The sequence below is a fragment of the Streptomyces sp. NBC_01433 genome, assembly GCF_026340105.1.
Taxonomy (GTDB): Bacteria; Actinomycetota; Actinomycetes; order Streptomycetales; family Streptomycetaceae; genus Streptomyces.
In genome coordinates this window covers 2300294-2319466 of the sequence record NZ_JAPEPM010000001.1, presented here as the reverse complement: position 1 = coordinate 2319466, position 19173 = coordinate 2300294, and the positions used below count along the sequence as shown (strand labels likewise).

General features: G+C 69.8%; 17 protein-coding genes. 6 read left to right on the top strand and 11 right to left on the bottom strand.

Annotation, left to right across the window (positions count from 1 at the left end):
- Positions 1-2 precede the first annotated feature (2 nt).
- The 5 genes from OG413_RS10485 (at position 3) to OG413_RS10465 (ending at position 4599) form a co-directional block, all read left to right on the top strand.
- The gene (locus OG413_RS10485; protein WP_266810049.1) at positions 3-1031 is read left to right on the top strand and encodes an ABC transporter ATP-binding protein; all 1029 of its coding nucleotides are present in this window, start codon (positions 3-5) and stop codon (positions 1029-1031) included.
- On the top strand, positions 1021-1929 hold the full coding sequence (locus OG413_RS10480; RefSeq protein WP_266804542.1) for an ABC transporter permease: 909 nt from the start codon (positions 1021-1023) through the stop codon (positions 1927-1929). Before OG413_RS10485 ends, OG413_RS10480 begins: the two co-directional genes overlap by 11 nt.
- On the top strand, positions 1926-2837 hold the full coding sequence (locus OG413_RS10475) for an ABC transporter ATP-binding protein (protein WP_266804541.1): 912 nt from the start codon (positions 1926-1928) through the stop codon (positions 2835-2837). The genes OG413_RS10480 and OG413_RS10475 overlap by 4 nt, the downstream gene beginning before the upstream one ends.
- Before the next feature lie 30 nt (positions 2838-2867).
- Entirely contained in the window at positions 2868-3587 is a 720-nt protein-coding gene (locus OG413_RS10470) for an ABC transporter permease (RefSeq protein ID WP_266804540.1), read from the top strand.
- Positions 3588-3894: 307 nt separating this feature from the next.
- Complete coding sequence (locus OG413_RS10465) at positions 3895-4599, top strand: hypothetical protein (RefSeq protein ID WP_266804539.1); 705 nt, start codon at positions 3895-3897, stop codon at positions 4597-4599.
- A 304-nt stretch (positions 4600-4903) separates the two neighbouring features.
- On the opposite strand, the gene OG413_RS10460 is transcribed toward OG413_RS10465, so the two are convergent.
- The 9 genes from OG413_RS10460 to OG413_RS10420 form a co-directional block, all read right to left on the bottom strand.
- On the bottom strand, positions 4904-5716 hold the full coding sequence (locus OG413_RS10460) for an HAD family hydrolase (protein WP_266804538.1): 813 nt from the start codon (positions 5714-5716) through the stop codon (positions 4904-4906).
- On the bottom strand, positions 5713-6990 hold the full coding sequence (gene serS, locus OG413_RS10455) for a serine--tRNA ligase (protein ID WP_266804537.1): 1278 nt from the start codon (positions 6988-6990) through the stop codon (positions 5713-5715). Before serS ends, OG413_RS10460 begins: the two co-directional genes overlap by 4 nt.
- A 671-nt stretch (positions 6991-7661) precedes the next feature.
- Positions 7662-8597, bottom strand: a complete 936-nt coding sequence (gene pheA / locus OG413_RS10450; RefSeq protein ID WP_266804535.1) for a prephenate dehydratase — start codon at positions 8595-8597, stop codon at positions 7662-7664.
- A gap of 174 nt (positions 8598-8771) precedes the next feature.
- On the bottom strand, positions 8772-10034 hold the full coding sequence (gene efeB / locus OG413_RS10445; protein ID WP_266810047.1) for an iron uptake transporter deferrochelatase/peroxidase subunit: 1263 nt from the start codon (positions 10032-10034) through the stop codon (positions 8772-8774).
- A 146-nt stretch (positions 10035-10180) separates the two neighbouring features.
- Complete coding sequence (locus tag OG413_RS10440) at positions 10181-12175, bottom strand: copper resistance CopC/CopD family protein (RefSeq protein WP_266804533.1); 1995 nt, start codon at positions 12173-12175, stop codon at positions 10181-10183.
- 13 nt (positions 12176-12188) lie between these two features.
- On the bottom strand, positions 12189-12635 hold the full coding sequence (locus OG413_RS10435) for a copper chaperone PCu(A)C (protein ID WP_266804531.1): 447 nt from the start codon (positions 12633-12635) through the stop codon (positions 12189-12191).
- Entirely contained in the window at positions 12632-13288 is a 657-nt protein-coding gene (locus OG413_RS10430) for an SCO family protein (protein WP_266804529.1), read from the bottom strand. Before OG413_RS10430 ends, OG413_RS10435 begins: the two co-directional genes overlap by 4 nt.
- 41 nt (positions 13289-13329) lie before the next feature.
- On the bottom strand, positions 13330-14070 hold the full coding sequence (locus OG413_RS10425; RefSeq protein WP_266804527.1) for a YcnI family protein: 741 nt from the start codon (positions 14068-14070) through the stop codon (positions 13330-13332).
- Between the two features lie 116 nt (positions 14071-14186).
- The gene (locus tag OG413_RS10420; protein WP_266804525.1) at positions 14187-15026 is read right to left on the bottom strand and encodes a hypothetical protein; all 840 of its coding nucleotides are present in this window, start codon (positions 15024-15026) and stop codon (positions 14187-14189) included.
- Positions 15027-15381: 355 nt separating this feature from the next.
- Between OG413_RS10420 and OG413_RS10415 the strand changes: the two genes are divergently transcribed.
- Complete coding sequence (locus OG413_RS10415; RefSeq protein ID WP_266804524.1) at positions 15382-15852, top strand: ATP-binding protein; 471 nt, start codon at positions 15382-15384, stop codon at positions 15850-15852.
- A gap of 64 nt (positions 15853-15916) precedes the next feature.
- On the opposite strand, the gene OG413_RS10410 is transcribed toward OG413_RS10415, so the two are convergent.
- Positions 15917-17389, bottom strand: coding sequence for an aminopeptidase P family protein (locus tag OG413_RS10410; protein WP_266804522.1), 1473 nt, complete (start codon positions 17387-17389; stop codon positions 15917-15919).
- Between the two features lie 157 nt (positions 17390-17546).
- Positions 17547-19034 carry a PP2C family protein-serine/threonine phosphatase gene (locus OG413_RS10405; RefSeq protein ID WP_266804520.1) on the bottom strand — a complete coding sequence of 496 codons (1488 nt, stop codon included), beginning with the start codon at positions 19032-19034 and terminating at the stop codon, positions 17547-17549.
- Positions 19035-19173: the final 139 nt, after the last annotated feature.

The window sequence follows — 19173 nt, the reverse complement described above, 5'->3', positions numbered from 1 at the left end:
CTGTGATCGCGACCGAAAGCCTGAGCAAGCGGTTCCCCCGGGTGACCGCGCTTGACCGGCTCTCCTTGGACATCGGACCCGGTGTGACCGGCCTGGTGGGTTCCAACGGAGCCGGCAAGTCCACACTGATCAAGATCCTGCTGGGTCTCTCCCCCGCCACCGAGGGCCGGGCCGCAGTGCTCGGGCTCGACGTCGCGACCAGCGGCGCCGCCATCCGGGAACGGGTGGGCTACATGCCCGAGCACGACTGCCTGCCGCCGGATGTCTCGGCGACCGAGTTCGTCGTGCACATGGCCCGGATGTCCGGGCTGCCGCCGACCGCGGCGCGCGAGCGTACCGCCGACACGCTGCGCCATGTGGGCCTGTACGAAGAGCGCTACCGCCCCATCGGCGGCTACTCGACCGGTATGAAGCAGCGCGTGAAGCTGGCCCAGGCACTGGTCCACGACCCGAAGCTGGTCCTCCTCGACGAGCCGACCAACGGCCTGGACCCGGTCGGCCGCGACGAGATGCTCGGCCTGATCCGCCGGATCCACACCGACTTCGGCATCTCCGTGCTGGTCACCTCGCACCTCCTGGGCGAGCTGGAACGCACCTGCGACCATGTCGTCGTCATCGACGGCGGCGCCCTGCTGAGGTCCAGCTCCACCAGCGACTTCACCCAGACCACCACCACCCTCGCGGTCGAGGTGACAGACAGCGACACCCACCCCGACGGCACGGACGCCCTGCGCCGGGCCCTCGCCGCGGCCGGGGTCGCGCTCATCGGCCACGACGGTCTGGAGGCCGAAGGACTGCCCGGCGCGGGCCACATCCTGCTGGTCGAGGCGACCGGCGAGGAGACGTACGACATCGTCCGCGACAGCGTCGCCGGGCTCGGACTCGGCCTCGTACGGATGGAGCAGCGGCGCCACCACATCGCCGAGGTGTTCCGTACCGAACAGGCTCCCGCAGCACGGACCGCGGCGCAGACCGCCTCCGTGGCCGCCGGGGTCGGACAGCAGAAGGGGAACGGTCGCGATGAGCACTGAGACCGGGGCCGTGACCGGGAGCGACACCTCCCGGATCCACAACATCGGGTACCGCACGTACGACGGCCCGCGTCTGGGCCGCGCCTACGCGCGGCGCTCGCTCTACTCGCAGACCCTTCGGGGCTCCTTCGGACTGGGCCGTTCCGCCAAGTCCAAGGTGCTGCCGATGCTGCTGTTCGGTGTGATGGCCCTCGTCGCGGCGATCCTCGTGGCGATCTCCATGGCCGCTCCGGACGCGACGAAGCTGGTGGTCAAGTACACGGCGTACGCGATCTATCTGCAGGCGGTCATCGGCCTCTTCATCGCCGCGCAGGCGCCACAGGCGGTCTCCAGGGACCTCCGCTTCAAGAGCGTGCCCCTGTACTTCTCACGGCCGATCGAACGGGTCGACTACGTCGTCGCCAAGTTCGCGGCCATGGCATCGGCGCTGTTCGTGCTCACCGGGACGCCGCTGCTCATCCTGTACGTGGGCTCCCTGCTCGCGAAGTTCGACTTCGCCGATCAGACCAAGTGGTTCGGCCAGGGGCTGGTGTCGGTGGCGCTGTTGTCGGTCCTGTTCGCCGGTCTCGGCCTGGTGATGGCAGCGCTGACCCCGCGCCGCGGGTTCGGGGTCGCCGCCGTGATCGCCGTGCTGACCATCTCCTACGGTGCGGTGTCCACGGTCCAGGCCATCGCCTGGGACACGGGGTCCACCGGAGCCGTTCAGTGGCTGGGCCTCTTCTCGCCGATCACGCTGATCGACGGCGTCCAGACCGCGTTCCTCGGCGCCACCTCCTCCTTCCCCTCCGGGGAAGGCCCGGGGGCGGGCACCGGGGTGGTCTATCTGATCGTTGTTCTCGCGCTCGTCGCCGGCTCGTACGCCGTACTGATGCGCCGTTACCGGAGGGTCGGGCTGTGACCACCATCGAGATCGACCACACCTCGCGCTGGTTCGGCAATGTGGTCGCCGTCAACGACGTGAGCATGACGGTGGGGCCGGGCGTCACCGGGCTGCTCGGGCCCAACGGCGCCGGAAAGTCCACGCTGATCAACATGATGGCCGGGTTCCTCGCCCCGTCGACGGGCACGGTCACGCTCGACGGCCGGCCGATCTGGCGCAACGAGGCGGTCTACAAGCAGATCGGCATCGTCCCGGAGCGGGAGGGCATGTACGACTTCCTGACCGGCCAGGAGTTCGTCGTCGCCAACGCCGAACTCCAGGGCCTGGGTGCCGCGGAGGCGCAGCGGGCGCTGGCGACGGTCCAGATGGAGTACGCGCAGGACCGCAAGATCTCGACGTACAGCAAGGGCATGCGTCAGCGCGTGAAGATGGCGTCCGCGCTGGTCCACGAGCCGTCCGTGCTCCTGTTGGACGAGCCGTTCAACGGCATGGACCCGCGTCAGCGGATGCAGTTGATGGAGCTGTTGCGACAGATGGGGGCGGAGGGGCGCACGGTCCTGTTCTCCTCCCACATCCTCGAAGAGGTCGAGCAGCTCGCCTCGCACATCGAGGTGATCGTGGCGGGGCGGCATGCCGCGTCCGGTGACTTCCGGAAGATCCGCCGCCTGATGACGGACCGGCCGCACCGCTATCTCGTACGGTCCAGCGACGACCGGGCGCTCGCGGCCGCACTCATCGCCGACCCGTCCACGGCGGGGATCGAGGTCGACCTGAGCGAAAAGGCGCTGCGGATCCAGGCCGTCGACTTCGGGCGCTTCACCGAACTGCTGCCCAGGGTGGCACGTGAACAGGGCATCCGGCTGCTGACCGTTTCGCCGTCCGACGAGTCCCTCGAATCGGTCTTTTCCTATCTCGTAGCGGCCTGAGTAGTGGCCTGAAAGGAGCTGTGAAGCGTCATGTACGACCCCACAGTCGCCCGGCTCACCTACCGGGCCCTGCTCGGCCGGCGCCGGGCCGCCATCCTGTTCGTCCTGCCCGCGCTGCTGGTGGCGCTCGCCGTGGCCGTCCGGGCCTTCGCCGGGGCCGATGACCAGGTCGCCTCGAACGTGCTGGGCGGCTTCGCCATCGCCACGATGGTGCCGCTGATCGGCGTGATCGCGGGTACCGGGGCCATCGGTCCCGAGATCGACGACGGATCGATCGTCTATCTGCTGGCCAAGCCGGTGAAACGGCCGACGATCATCTTCACGAAGCTGATCGTGGCCATCGCCGTGACGATGGTGTTCTCCGCCCTGCCGACCCTCGTCGCCGGTCTGATCCTGAACGGCAACGGACAGCAGATCGCCGTGGCCTACACGATCGCGGCGCTGGTCGCCTCGATCGCGTACAGCGCGCTGTTCCTGCTGCTGGGCACGATCAGCCGCCACGCGGTGGTCCTCGGCCTGGTGTACGCCCTGGTGTGGGAGGCCCTGTTCGGCAGCCTGGTGCCCGGGGCGCGGACCCTCAGCGTGCAGCAGTGGTCCCTCGCGATCGCCGAGAAGGTCGGCCGGGACGGCGCGATCACATCCGATGTGGGCATGCCGCTCGCGACGGTGCTGCTGGTCGGTGTCACGGTGGCCGCCACCTGGTACGCGGGTCAGAAGCTGCGCACCCTGAAGCTGGCCGGCGAGGAGTGAGCGTCTTCCTTTAGGACCTTCCCGGCCTGCTTCAGGGGCCGGACAACCCCCGTCCGATGGACGGGGGTTGTCCTATGAGCAGACCGTTGTACGCGTAACTGTGCGGTTATCGGTTCGTTGTGCAGGGTGCGTGGGGGCAACTGGATTCTGTGGCGTCGTAGCTTTCGTGAAATCGGGGAGTGCCGGCACCGGTGAGGCATCGTCCACCGGGCCGGTCATCGAGTGAGTGGCAACCGTGAGCGTCCTCCACCCCTGAAGCCCGGGGACTGGGCCGTCCATCGTCGTTCCCGCGTACGAAAGGCATCCCATGCCCACGGAACTCGCCCTGCTCGAATCGCGCGCGCTGCGCGTCGAGCGGATGGGGCGCGTCGACATTCTCGACAAGGTCAAGAGCCTTGTCATGCTCCCGGACGGAATTCACGTTCGCACAGAGGATGTGGCCCGGTACTTCGAAGTATCCACAGCCTCGGTCAGGAGGCTTACGGACCGGCATCAGCAAGAGCTCGCAGAGAACGGGATGCGTCTGCTGCGCGGCTCTGAGCTGCGCTCCTTCCATAGCGACATGGTGTCGCTATGGAACGGGGAGCAAGGGGAGCAGGGGGAAAGTTATCCACAGGCTGCTACTCAGCTGCGGCTCTACACCCGTCGGACCGTGCTCAACGTCGCCATGCTTCTTCGCGACAGCGACATCGCCCGCTGCGTCCGTACGTACCTTCTCGACGCGGAGGAGGACCTGCGGTCGAGGTACGACTCGCTCGACCGGCGCGTCACGCGCATCGAGAGCTGCCTCGCCGGAGTCGGCAGCGCGCTCCAGGAGCTCGGCCCGGTGCTGTGCCGGATGTCGGAGCGGTTCGACAGCCTCGACCGGAAGCTGGACGTGACGCATCAGGTGGTCGGCGCCATCAGCGTGCGGCTGTCGGACGTCTCGCAGGACATCTCCCGTATCGACGCGCGCATGGACGATTTCGTCCACCAGTTGAAGGATCTGCGCCGCCGTAACAGGCGCCGCTGACCGTCGGTTCGCACGACCGGCCGGCCCGGCTTCTCCGCGACGTCGGACGCAACGCCGGGCACCGTGTCATGGCCGGTCTGCTCGATGTTCCTTCACGACTGCCCGCGGCTCTCCAGGTCGCGGGCAGTCCGGTGAGGAAAACCGGTGGACCGGAATCCGCCGCGGGGCACAGTCGTAGGACACACGTACGCCACAGGATCGGAGCGGACCCGCCAGGAGCCCCCGGTCGTGGACACCTCCGCTACGAACAGCCCCAGCTACGAACGCCTCCGCCACGAACAGCCCCAGCCACGAACAGCCCAAGCTACGAGCGGGAAGTCCTCAGCAGCTCCTCCAGCACCACCGCGATGCCGTCGTGCTCGTTCGACGCCGTGACCTCGTGGGCCACGGCCTTCAGATCGTCGTGGGCGTTGGCCATCGCCACGCCGTGCCGCGCCCAGCCGAACATCGGGATGTCGTTCGGCATGTCGCCGAAGGCCAGCGCGTCCGAGGCCTTCACGCCCAGCCGTCGGGCGGCCAGCGAAAGACCGGTCGCCTTGCTCAGCCCCAGCGGCAGGATCTCCACGACCCCGGGACCCGCCATGACCACGTTCACCAGACTGCCGACGGCCTGCCGGGCACTTCTCGCCAGGGTGTCGTCGTCGAGCTCCGGATGCTGGATGTAGATCTTGTTGAGCGGGGCGGACCACATCTCGGCCGCATCGTCCACGAAGACGGCCGGGAGCGGGCCCTCCTGGACCCGGTACCCGGGGCCGACCAGTACCTCGCCGTCGAGCCCGTCCCGGCTCGCGGCCAGTGCCACCGGGCCGACGCCCGCCTCGATCTTGGACAGCGCGAGCCCGGCGAGCTGCCGGTCCAGGGTCAGGGAGGTCAGGAGCTTGTGCTCGCCCGCGTGGTAGACCTGCGCGCCCTGGCCGCAGACCGCGAGGCCCTCGTAGCCCAGGTCGTCCAGGATGTGCCGCGTCCACGGGACCGCGCGGCCGGTGACGACGATGTGTGCGGCGCCGGCCGCTGTGGCAGCGGCCAGCGCCTCACGGGTGCGCTCGGAGACCGTGTGGTCGTCACGCAGCAGCGTGCCGTCCAGATCGGTCGCGACGAGCTTGTAGGGGAAACTCACTTGGAGACCGGCTCCAGAACCTCGCGCCCGCCCAGGTACGGGCGGAGCACCTCGGGCACCCGTACCGAACCGTCGGCCAGCTGGTGGTTCTCCAGGATCGCCACGATCGTGCGCGGTACGGCGCAGAGCGTGCCGTTGAGCGTGGACAGCGGCTGGACCTTCTTCCCCTCCCGCATCCGGACGGAGAGGCGGCGCGCCTGGAAGCCGTCGCAGTTCGACGCGGAGGTCAGTTCGCGGTACTTGCCCTGGGCCGGGATCCAGGCCTCGCAGTCGAACTTGCGGGAGGCCGAGGACCCGAGGTCACCGGTGGCGACATCGATCACCTGGAAGGGCAGTCCGAGACCGGTGAGCCACTGCTTCTCCCAGTCCAGGAGCCTGCGGTGCTCGGCCTCGGCGTCCGCCGGGTCGACGTACGAGAACATCTCGACCTTGTCGAACTGGTGGACGCGGAAGATGCCGCGGGTGTCCTTGCCGTACGTACCGGCCTCGCGGCGGAAGCACGGGGAGAAGCCCGCGTACCGCAGGGGCAGCTTGTCGGCGTCGATGATCTCGTCCATGTGGTACGCGGCGAGCGGTACCTCGGAGGTGCCGACCAGGTAGTAGTCGTCCTTCTCCAGGTGGTACACGTTCTCGGCGGCCTGGCCGAGGAATCCGGTGCCCTCCATGGCGCGCGGACGGACCAGCGCCGGAGTCAGCATCGGGATGAAGCCCGCCTCGGTCGCCTGGGCGATCGCCGCGTTGACGAGGGCGAGCTCCAGCAGTGCGCCGACACCCGTGAGGTAGTAGAAACGGGAACCGGAGACCTTGGCGCCGCGCTCCATGTCGATGGCGCCGAGCTTCTCGCCCAGCTCCAGGTGGTCCTTGGGCTCGAAGCCCTCGGCTCCGAAGTCGCGAATGGTGCCGTGCGTCTCCAGGACGACGAAGTCCTCCTCGCCGCCGACCGGCACGTCCTCGTGGACGATGTTGCCGAGCTGGAGCAGCAGCCGCTTGGCGTCGGCGTCGGCCTCGTCCTGGGCGGCGTCGGCCGCCTTCACGTCGGCCTTGAGCTGATCGGCCTTCTTCAGCAGCTCGGCGCGTTCTTCGGGGGAGGCCTTGGGGATCAGCTTGCCGAGCGACTTCTGCTCGGAGCGGAGTTCGTCGAAGCGGACGCCGGACGACCTGCGCAGCTCGTCGGCGGAGAGCAGGGCGTCGACGAGCGCGACGTCCTCTCCACGGGCGCGCTGGGAGGCGCGAACACGGTCGGGGTCCTCACGGAGCAGGCGAAGGTCAATCACCCCTCCAGGCTACCGGTGCGGGGTTCTGGCACTCGAACCGATATTGCCGCGCGTGTCACTTTGCCCGAATTGCCGGAATTGATAATCCTGTGAGGAATCGCCGGGTGTTCGTTTGGTGTTCGGCGGGCGGAGGTGTCAATAAAGGGTGTTCTATTCCCCTGAACAGGGCAGAAGGGGCGTCCGGTCTTGACGCACCGGCCTTCCGTGGGAAGGGAGTTGAGGGGTGGTGTTCCCGATGTTGTCCACAGGGGTGTGCGAGTTGGATTAGTTATCCACAGGCTGTGAAGAAGTTCTGTGGATGCCGGAAGGGGGCGTTCCGGAAACTGGATGAAGGCTCATGGATTCCCTCCCAAACCCACCCCAGACACTCATTCGGGTGGGAATTGCTCGCCCCAAAGAGTTGATCAAGAGAATTGGGGCGACATCGGGGCGCCCGGGCGGTCTGCGCTTCCGGGGAAGGGTCTGGAGCCGCTGGGGCGATTTGTCGACGATGTCGCATTGGAGTGTCGACTTGTCCCCAGGTCGAGAGGCTGCCCTGTGGATAACTCTGTGGGTACATGAAAATCGGCAAGTCGGACCGGCGTGCAACGTGCGGGGAGGCCAGGTGGCCCGGTGCCCACGCCCCTCCCGCTGAGCTCAGAGCCGGCCGGTGCCTCCTGCCCCCGCCGAGTTCAGACTCGGCCGTCCTGGCTGCGCGCCAGCCAGTCGGAGGCGTCCGTGAACTCACGGTCCGAGGTCCCCGCCCGCAGCGGGCGCACCTCTTCCGGTGTCACCCCGGCCCGCGGATACGAGCCGAGGAACCGCACGCTCGGACAGATCCGCTTCAGTCCCATCAGCGCCTCCCCGACCCGCCGGTCCGCGATGTGCCCCTCGGCGTCCACGGCGAAGCAGTAGTTCCCGATGCCCTCCCCGGTCGGACGCGACTGGATGAGCATCAGGTTGACCCCGCGTACGGCGAACTCCTGGAGCAGTTCGAGCAGCGCACCCGGGTGGTCGTGGCCCAGCCAGATCACGACGGACGTCTTGTCCGCACCCGTCGGTGCGGAGGGCCGGGCCGGGCGCCCCACCAGGACGAAGCGCGTCTGGGCGTTCTCCGCGTCGTGGATCTCCGTCACGAGGGGTTCCAGGCCGTAGGTCGCCGCCGCGAACTCGCCCGCGAAGGCCGCGTCGTACCGCCCCTCCTGGACCAGCCGTGCCCCGTCCGCGTTGGAGGCGGCCGATTCCCATGCCGCCTGCGGGAGGTGGGCCGCCATCCAGTTGCGTACCTGCGGCTGAGCGGCCGGGTGCGCGGTGACCGTCTTGATGTCCGTCAGTTTGGTCCCGGGGCGCACCAGCAGCGCGAACGTGATGGAGAGCAGTACCTCGCGGTAGATCATCAGCGGTTCGCCGGTGGTCAGCTCGTCGAGCGTCGCGGTGATGCCGCCCTCGACGGAATTCTCGATCGGTACGAGCGCTGCCGCCGCTTCTCCGTTGCGCACCGCGTCCAGGGCCGCGGGTACGGAGACCATCGGGACGAGTTCCCGGGTGGCGGCCTCCGGGAGCGTACGGAGGGCGACCTCGGTGAAGGTGCCTTCTGGGCCGAGATAGGCGTAGCGCGTGGCTGACATACGGTCACCCTAATGCGCTGTACGACGGGTGCCGTGCTGTCTCAGGATGCGACCGGGCCGGTGCCCCGCCCGCCCGGCTGACGCCCCCGCCCGTGCCTCCACGACCGGCCGGGCCCGCCCCGCTCCCCGGAACGCGTCCCCCGGCAACGGCCCGCGCCCGCTCCGGCCCGTGCGTCAGGACTCCAGGAGCCGCTGTCCCACGTACTCACCCTTCGCGGCGCCGCCCGGCACCGCGAAGAGGCCGCTCGCCTCGTGCCGCAGGAACGGTGAGAGCGCGTCGCCGCGGTCGAGCTTGCGCTGCACCGGGACGAAGCCCTTGTACGGATCCGCCTGCCAGCAGATGAAGAGCAGCCCGGCGTCCGGGGTGCCGTCCGCCGAGATGCCGTCGTGGTACGAGAAGGGGCGTCGCAGCATGGCCGCGCCGCCGTTCTTCTCCGGGGAGGAGATCCGGGCGTGGGCGTTGTCGGGGATCACGAGCCGGCCGTCGGGACCGGCCTTGTCGAGGTCCATCGCGGTGGTCTCGGTGCCGCCGCTGAGCGGGGCCCCGTCCGCCTTGCGCCGCCCTATGACCCGCTCCTGCCGGTCCACCGAGAGCTTCTCCCAGTCGTCCAGCAGCATCCTGACGCGTCGTACGACGGCGTAGGAACCGCCGGCCAGCCAGTCCTGCGAAGCATCCGACGCGGACGGTACGAAGATCCGCTCGTCGAAGTCGTCGTCGGCCTGCTTCGGATTGCCGGTGCCGTCGATCTGGCCCATCAGATTGCGCGCGGTCATCGGACGCTCCGTGGCACCGGGAGTGCGGTTGAAGCCGTTCATCTGCCAGCGCACCCCGGCCGCTCCCGCCGCCTCCTTCTGGATGGCACGCAGCGCGTGGAAGGCGACCAGCGCGTCGTCGGCGCCGATCTGCACCCACAGGTCGCCGTTGGACCGCTTGGCGTCGAGCTGGTCGGAGGAGAACGGCGGCAACGGGTCGAGCCCGGCGGGACGGCGACCGGTCAGGCCGGTGCGGTCGAAGAAGGTCCGGCCGAAGCCGAAGGTGATCGTCAGGGAGGAGGGCCCGGCGTCCAGCGCGATCCCGGTGTCGTGGCCGGGCCCGTCCGCACCACCGCCCGTGGCCGGGCGCCCCGCCATCAGTTCTCCCGCCACGGCCGACCAGCGGCGCATCAGGGCGGCGGCTTCCGTGCGTCCCGCGCCCGGCGCGAGGTCGAAGGCGATCAGATGGCCGCGGGCCTGAAGCGGAGTGGTGATTCCCGGTTGATGTTTCCCGTGAAACATCGCCTCGGTGGACCCGATGGCCGTCAGGGCGGTCGGCTCGTCGGGCCGGGTCGCGGCGTACCCGGTGGCGCCACCCGCGGCGCCGAGCACCAGACCGGCGGCCCCGGCGGCCCCGGCCGCTCCCGCGCCGCCGAGCAGCCGCCGCCGTGAGACGCCACCGATGCCGGCGCCACCGCGCTCGCGCTCAAGGTCACCGGCACCACTGAGGTCGCGCTCGCGCTCAAGGTCACCGGCACCGGCGCGGGAACCCGCGCCCGCTTCTCCCGTCGAGGTGCCCTTCGTACGCTTCGTGCTCTTGCTCACCGTGCTCAGCCGATCTCTACGTTCTTGTCGATGGTGGCCTGGTCGATGTCCGACGTACGCACCGTCACGGCGACCTTCCAGTCACCCGCGATCGGGATCTGGACGCCGCTCGCCGTCCAGTGCCCCTCTGTGAGCCGGTCGGGGGCGACCGGCAGCGGGCCGATGTCCTTGGACTCCAGGGTGAGGGCGAGCTTCACCTCGGGGACATCCATCGGCTTCCCGTCACTGCCGTCGATCCAGATATGCAGCTCGTTGGCGCCGGTGCGTCCGGGATCGAGTTCGATCCGGACGGTCCCCTTGCCGTTCCGGGCGCCGGTGTCGAAGGGCATGCTCAGTTCGGCGGGGCCCCCGGACACCGGTGCGCTCGCCGCCGTTGTGCCGCGAGCGGCCTCCTCCTCGGTGCGCGCCGGCTCGGTGGACGTCAGGACCGTCGCCACCGCGAGCAGCACCACGGCGACGGCCGCCTCGGCCAGGACCGAGCGGCGCAGCCCGGAACGCTCGGGGTCGGCGTCGCGGACCCGCTTCTTCTTCGTGGCGGTCAGCACGGCCTGCTGCCGGGCGAGTTGGGCGGCGCGCTCGGGAGCGACCTTCACCTCGGACTCCCGCGCACCCGCAGCCTCCAACTCGGACTCCTCCGGACCCGCCTCCTCCTGCGCAGAAGTCGCCTCCCCGGAGATCTCCCCCTCCCCGGAGATCTCCCCCTGCTCGGAGGTCTCCGCCTCGGTCTGCGACGCGCCGTCCGTCAGCCGGCCGGTCCACCGCCGGGAGATCCAGGCCAGCCCGATGAGTACCGCGAGCAGTCCCACCTTGATGAGCAGCAGCTGTCCGTACCGGGTGCCGGTCAGCGCCGACCAGGAGCCGACCTGGCGCCAGGACTGGTAGATGCCGGTCGCCGTGAGGACCAGGACGCTGCCGAACGCGACCCGCGAGAAGCGCCGTACCGCCGCGCTCCCGATGTCCGGCGTCCGGTACAGGGCGACGAGGAGCGCCGCGAGCCCGCCGAGCCAGGTGGCGACGGCCAGCAGGTGCAGGACGTCCATCGGCATGGCGAGGCCCGCCTGGATGCCGGTCGACGCGTGCTCGGAGAGCGCCCAGGTACCGGCGATGCCCGCGGCGATGACCGCTCCGCCCGTCGCGAGCCCGAAGGTGAGGTCCTTCTTCACCTTCTCGTCCTCGCGCTTCGCGTACGTCCCGAACAGAACGGCGATGAACAGCGCGCCGGCACCGAGCAGGAGCAGCCGGGAGACGAGCGCGGCTCCGGGCTTGGTGTCCAGGACGGTCTGCAGGCCGGCGAGGTCGAAGGCGTCACCGAGCTTGCCGCTGCCGGTGTACGGGCTCCGCAGCAGCAGCATCGCGAGGGTGGCCGCGGTGAGGGTGATCCAGCCGCGTACGACGAGACGTTGCAGCGGGCGGGCGGCCGCGCCGCGCTGCCAGCAGCCGAGGACGAACACGGAGCCGCCGACGAGCAGGACGAACCCGGCGTACGCGGCGTAGCGCGCGATGCCGTAGAGGGTGCCGACGAGACCGCCGCCCGCTCCGCCGGAGGGCAGGGCGACCGTGGTCTCGGACGGGGCGCCGATGGAGAACGTGAAGGCGCCGGAGACGGGGTGGCTGTCGGCGGAGACGGCCTGCCAGGCCACCGTGTAGGTGCCGTCGGGCAGACCGGCGTGCAGCTTGACGCCGTAGCGCACGGTGCCGCCGCTGTTCAGATCGCGCGGCGCGCCGGTGTCGGCCCGCTTGCCGCTGGGGTCGAGGACCCGGATCGAGTCGTCGCCCATGGCGATCGACTCGGAGAAGGTGAGGGTGACTTCCTTGGGGGCCGATGCCACCACCGCCCCGTCCTGCGGGTCGCTCCCGGTGAGGGCGGCGTGCGCGGACGCGGGGCTCGCGCCTGCCAGCACCAGGCCGAACAGCAGGCTGATCAGCGTGGCGAGGAGCGCGGCCGCGGCGAGCGGCCGTCGTATCGGGGACGGCCCGAAGCGCGGGGCGGTGGCGGTCATGGGTGTCAGTCCCTCACTGCTTCTTCGGGTTGTGGGTGGTCTCCTTCACGGGAAGGTCGACCTTTATGGGGTCGGCCTTCTCGAAGTGCAGCTCCATGGAGACCTTCTCGCCCTGCTTGGGCTTCTGCTTGAGCTTCATGAACATGATGTGGTTGCCACCGCGTTCAAGATCGAGCTCGCCGCCTGCGGGGACTTCGAAGGACGTGACCTCGCGCATCGTCTGGTTCTTCGTCTCGTGGATCGTGACGTCGTCCGAGAGCGGGCTGGTCACCGAGGTGAGCCGGTCGGCCGTGCCGCCGCTGTTCTCCACGACGAGGAACGCGGCCGCCATGTCGCTGACGGGCTGCGGCATGAACGCGCCGACGACCTTCAGCTCCGGCTTGCGGTCCGAGGAGCACCCCGCCAGCGTCAGCCCGGTGGTGAGGGCCAGAACGCAGGCGAGGGTCGTGCGGCGGTTCACGGGGTCTCCCCCTTGAGGATCTTGGGGAGGTCCTTGGCGTACTCCTCGGACGTGGTGTCCTCGCCGTAGAGCATGTAACCGCGGTCGGTCTTCGGGGAGAAGGCGATGACCTGGGCGCCGTGCATCGAGACGACGGTGCCGTCCTTCTCCTTCTTCGGCGCGTCGATGCCGATGCCGATCTGCCGTGCTCCCGCCTGGATGGTCGGGAAGTCGCCGGTGAGTCCGGTGAAGGACGGGTCCTGCGCCGTGAGCCACTTGCCGAGGGAGGACGGGGTGTCCCGCTCGGGGTCGGTGGTGACGAAGACGACCTGGAGCTTGTCCCGGTCGGCCTTGGGCAGCGCCCGCTTGGCGAGCGAGATGTTGCTCATGGTCAGCGGGCAGACGTCGGGGCAGTTGGTGTAGCCGAAGTAGATGAGCGTCGGCTTGCCCTTGGTCTCCTCGCGGAGGTCGTACTTCTTGCCATGGGTGTCGGTGAGTACGAGGTTGGGCTTGGTGAACGGCTGGTCGAGCACGGTCGCGGCCTGGGTCATGGGCTGGGTGCTGACGTCGGAGACGGGCTTCTTCGCCGAGTCGTCACCACTGCCGCAGGCCGACAGGGTCAGTGCGACCGCGGCGGCGAACGCCGCGGTCAGCACCATCTTCTTGCTGCGCATGGGAGTTTCCTGAGTGTGGTGCGGGTGGTGGAACGGGTCGGTCAGGCGTTACGGCGGCGGCCTGCGAGGACGCCGAAGGCGACGCCCGCGATGCCGATGACGATGCCGATGATGCCCAGGGTGCGGGCGGTGCCGTCGCTGGAGGACGCGGCGGTCGCGTTCTTGTCCTTGGACGACGCGGTCGTGTCGCTCGCCTTGTCCGTGCCGGCGTCCTTGCCGGCCGCGGCGCCGCCGTGGCCGTCGGACGCCGCCGCGGTCAGCTTGAGGACCGGGGCCGGGCTCTCGGGCTCGGGCGCGCCTTCCTTGGGCTCCTCGATCCAGCGGACGACTTCCTTGTCGTCGTACGTCTGGAGGGCCTTGAAGACGAGCTGGTCGGCGTCCTCGGGGAGCTGGCCGACCGAGAGCGGGAACTGCTGGAAGTAGCCGGGCTTGATCTCGCTGCCGTCCGCGGTCCAGGTCACCTTGGAGACGGCCTCGTTGATCTTCTTGCCGTGTACGTCGAGCGGCTTGGCCAGCTTGCTCTTGGTGATGTCGATCTTCCAGCCGGGCACTGCCTGCGGGGTCACGGACGACAGCGGGTGGTCCGTCGGGAAGTTCACCTCGACCTTGACCGTCGAGGCGTCGTCGCGCTCGTTGGGGACCTTGAAGTTGATGGTGGCGTAACCGCCCTTGGCGGCTTCGCCCTGCGGCTGCACGCCGACGTGTGCGGCGGCGGGACCGGCGAGCAGCAGGACGGTGGACGCGGCGACGCCGCCCGCGATGGCGATGCGTGAAACGTTCATGGCAGGGATCACTCCACAGGGCTACGAGGAAACGGTGGTCCGGCGCGCGGGTGCGCGACGGCAGCACGACACCCGTCCGCGAAGAAGCGGTGGAACGGCGAAGCGGAGGTGTCGTGTCAGGCTGCGAGTGCGTACGCGGCGGGAGGCCCGCGCCTGGTCACCATGTGCTGCAGAGGGTCCCCGGTGGCGGGCGCCGGGACATCTTCGGCCGTGCGGAGTGTGAGCGGCCCGGACGTGAGCTGTCCGGGCAGGCCCGCACGCAGGGCGCGTACGAGAGAGAGTGCGGCCCGCAGGGCACGCAGCCGGGCCGCGGCCGCCAGTTCCTGGGCGCCGTGCGCCGAGAGCGTGGCCAGCCGGAAGAGGGCGATCTCGCCGCGCCGCAGCAGCCAGCCGGTGGCGAGTGCGGCCAGCAGGTGCCCCAGGCACATGGGCAGGTTCGGCAGCAGGTCCATCACCGACCCGTACGCCCCGGCCGTACCCGTGGCGCCGGGTGCCGCTCCGGCGGTGGCCGCTCCGGCCGACGCGAGGTGGTCGTGCCCCTGCGAGACGGCCTCCGGGTCGATCCCCGCGGTGGTGACGATGCGGTGGGCCTCGGCGGCGTTCAGCTGGGACGGTCCCATGCCGCACACGAGCCCGGCGGCGAACCGGATGAGGGAGTGGTCGCCGGTCGTGTTCGCGGCGCCCGTGCCATGGCCGCCGGCCGCGAAGAGCGCGTGCAGGGCGAGCTGGCCGCCTGCCAGGACGCCCGCGATCGAGGGCATTGACCGTTCGCGCCCGGCGAGCGACGCGGCGACCACGAAGATCGCGGCGAAGCCGACGAGCAGCGTCCAGAGGGGCACCGCGGCACCGGCGGCGAACGCGTGTCCCGCCGCGGACAGCACGACACAGACCGCGGCGAACACCGCGGCCCTCATGAGCCGCAGACCGGCTCCGGCACGTGCGTCAGGCGTGGACATGGCCGGGACATCATCGCACTGTGCCCCCGGTCCCCGTACGGCAGGTCCGGAAGATCTACTTCCGTCCCCAAGAGGGCTTGTTGCACCTGTTCGCGGAAGTCGCGCGGCCGGTCGGCCGACGCCGCCGCCGCGCCCGTCACATGCGGCACTGTGCGCCCATCCCACGCACCACCGCGCGCCCATCCCACGCACCACCGCGCGGCCGTCACACGCACCACCGCGCGGCCGGACATACACCGCTGTGCGGAATATTCGCATCCGCCGAATGAGGGCTCTCACAGCCGTTCTGTGCTTACGAAGCGCCCTGTGCGGCAATACGTATCGGTATGTCGAGCCGCAGCCAGGAGGCTGGAGCATGAGCATGTGGTGGTCACTCCATTTGCGGCGCGAAGCTGCGAGCGTCCCGCTCGCCCGTCGTTTTCTGCTCGGCACCATGGAAACGGCCGGGGTTGATCCGGACATCTCCTACGACCTGTCGGTCGCGCTCAGCGAAGCCTGTGCGAACGCCGTGGAACACGGCGGCGGCCGGGAGGACTCCGGGTACGAGCAGCCCCGTACGGACTCCGGGCAGTACCGGGTCACGGCGTATCTGGACGGCGAGAAATGCCGTATCGAAGTCGCCGACTCGGGGCCGGGCTTTCCCGTCCGGCGCGTGCTTCGCCCTGCCGCACACCCCTTGCCCACCGCCGAGAGCGGCCGTGGCCTGGGTCTCATCGAACAGCTCGCCGACCATGTCCACTTCGGCAACCGTCCGGGCCGGGGCGCGGTCGTGAGCTTCGACAAGGTCCTCAAATGGCGGGAGGGCGCGCTGCTCATGGTGTCCTGAGCGGCGCGCCCTCCGTTTACCGGTCCGGGCGGGGTCCGGGCTGGTGAGGTCCGGGCGGGTGGGGTCAGCTCTTCAGCTGAGCCATCCACGCCTCGATGTCGTCGGCCCGGCGCGGCAGCTTGTCGGACAGGTTCCGGTTGCCGTCCTCCGTGACGAGGATGTCGTCCTCGATCCGGACGCCGATGCCGCGGTATTCCTCGGGCACCGTCAGGTCGTCGGCCTGGAAGTACAGTCCGGGCTCCACGGTCAGGCAGACGCCCGGCTCCAGGGTGCCGTTGACGTACGAATCGGTGCGCGCGGCGGCGCAGTCGTGGACGTCCATACCGAGCATGTGGCCGGTTCCGTGCAGGGTCCAGCGGCGCTGGAGGCCCAGCTCCAGGACCTTGTCCACGGACAGATCGCCGAGCAGACCCCACTCGACGAGCCTCTCGGCGAGCACGCGCTGCGAGGCGTCGTGGAAGTCGCGGAAGTCGGCACCCGGCCTGACGGCCGCGATGCCCGCTTCCTGGGCCTCGTACACGGCGTCGTAGATCTTGCGCTGGAGCGGCGTGAAGGTGCCGTTGATCGGCAGGGTCCGCGTCACATCGGCGGTGTAGAGGTCATTGGTCTCCACACCGGCGTCCAGGAGCAGCAGTTCGCCCGCGCGGACGGCGCCGTCGTTGCGGACCCAGTGCAGCGTGGTGGCGTTCGGGCCCGCGGCGCAGATCGAGCCGTAGCCGATGTCGTTGCCCTCGATACGGGCGCGCAGGAAGAAGGTGCCCTCGATGTAACGCTCGCTGGTCGCCTCGGCCTTGTCGAGGATCCTGACGACGTCCTCGAAGCCGCGTGCCGTGGCGTCGCAGGCCTTCTGGAGTTCGGAGACCTCGAAGGCGTCCTTCACCAGACGGGCCTCGGAGAGGTAGACGCGCAGTTCCTCGTCGCGCTCTGCGGTGACCTTGTCGGTCAGGGCGGCCTCGATGCCCGCGTCGTGGCCCCGGACGTTGCGGACCGGGCCGGTGGCCCCGGTCAGCGCGGCCGCCACCTCGCGGACGTCCTTCGCCGGGATGCCCAGCAGCTGCTCGGCCTCGGGCAGGGAGTGGCGGCGGCCCACCCACAGCTCGCCCTGGCCGTCGAGCCAGAACTCGCCGTTCTCGCGGTCGGAGCGCGGCAGGAGGTAGACCGTCGCGTCGTGGCCCGTCGCGCCCGCCGGTTCCAGGACGAGCACGCCGTCGTGCGTCTGGTCGCCGGTGAGGTACGCGTACTCGGTGGAGGCGCGGAAGGCGTACTCGGTGTCGTTGGAGCGGGTCCGGATGTTGCCCGCGGGAATGACCAGGCGCTCGCCGGGGAAGCGCGCGGAGAGTGCGGCGCGGCGGGCGGCGGTGTGCGCGGCCTGGGCGATCGGTTCGAGGCCGTGCAGCTCGGTGTCGGCCCAGCCCGACTTCATGCTTTCGGCAAGCTCGTCGGAGACGCCCGGATACAGGCCGTTCTTCCGCTGCTTGATCGGCTCTGCTTCTTCGGTCTCCGGCTCCGGGTTCTCCGGGGTGAGCTCCTCAGACACGATTTGTCTCTCCTTGATACGACACTGGACCGCCTCCATCGTACGGGTGTACGGAAGGGGGCCCAGGGCAGAAGGACCTGTTACACCTCCGACGCCCGCGGAGGGGGCGGCGTTGGGGTGAGCGGCGCGGACTCCGGGCTGTCGCCGGCCGTCGCCGTCACTCGAAGTACGCGGCCAGCACCACCACGTCCTCGGTGCTGTCGCTCCGGTCGAGACCGTCGGGCAGCATCGTCCTCAGGACGTGGTCGGCGACGGCGGAGGGGTCGTGGCGGGCGGCCCTGGGCACCCCGGCGGCCGCGGAGTGCAGCCGGGCGAAGGCCCGGTCCATCGCGTCGCCGGTGCGGCGCAGCAGCCCGTCCGTGTAGAACAGCACGGTCTCGCCGGGTCCGGGGGTGAACTCCACGCTCGGCGCCTCCCAGCAGGCGAGCATGCCCAGCGGAGCGGACAGCGTCGTCTCCACGAACTCGGTGCGCCGGTCGCCGGTGATCAGGGGCGGTGAGTGCCCCGCCCCGGACAGCACGATCTTGCGGGCCGCGGGTTCGCAGTAGGCGAAGAGCGCGGTCGCGGTTCTGGCCGGTTCGGTCAGCCGGAGCAGCAGTTCGAGATCGGAGAGTACGGCGACGGGGTCCTCGCCCTCCATCACGGCGTACGCCCGCAGACTGGCCCGGAGCCTGCCCATGGCGGCCAGGGCGCCCGGTCCCGACCCGCCGGCCGAGCCGACGGCGAGGCCGAGCGCGTTGTCCGGCAGCGGCAGGGCGTCGTACCAGTCGCCGCCGCCCTTGGCCGCGACGAGGCGGCGTGCGGCCAGCCGGACGCCGGGGACGCGGGGCAGCCGGGTGGGCAGCAGCTCCTCGGCGAGGATCGCGACCTCGGTCCTGGCCCGTTCCAGTTCGAGCATCCGGGCCAGGTGCTCGGAGGCGTAACGGCTGTACAGGCCGACGAGGTGGCGCTGGCGCTCCAGGGGTTCGGCGGGTTCGTCGTACAGCCAGACGGCCGCGCCGAGCCGGCCGGCCGCCTCGGTGGCGAGCGGCAGCGCGTAACTGGCGGCGTAGCCGAGCCGGGCGGCCACCTCACGGTGGCGGGGGTCGAGGCCCTTGTCGCCGAGCAGATCGCGGTGGGTGAGCGGACCTTCGGCGTCCGGAAGTCCGTCGAGGATCCGGCCGTAGGAGGTGACGCTGCGCGGCACGGTCTCGATGCTGCCGAGATCGGCGTGGGCGAGCCCGAGACCGATGGTGGTGGACGGTCCGCCACCGTCCGCGGGCTCCAGCACGAGAAGTCCGCGACGGGCGCCGACGAGGGCGGCTCCGGCCCGCAGCAGCTCGTGCAGGGCGTCGTCGAGGGTGTGGGTTCCGGCCAGGCGCTCGGTGAGCTCGTGGAGAGTGGTGAGATCCGAGACCCAGCTCGCCAGACGGTCCTGGATGAAGGCTCCGGGGGCGGCCGCCACTTCCGTCAGAGGTGCGGCAGTGTGCGTTGAAACCGGAACTGTGGGATCGATTCCAGCCACTTTCGGCAGGTGTAGGGAGCTCATGGCAGCCAGCTTTCCGACTGGTGCGATTCGTCGAATAGCATCGCAAACCCCCAAGTCATTCTGCGCCGCTATCAATGCATCCACATGTACACGCACAAGTAAGCTGATGTCCAGCATTGTCCCCACGGGAATCGTGGTGTCCAAGTGATTCTTAACTTGGCCAAAAAATGCACCCTATGGCAGCTATTTGCGGTCGACTGGTCGTGCTCGACAGAGGGTGCCCTCGGGACGAAGTGCCAGGGGGAGCGTCATTCCG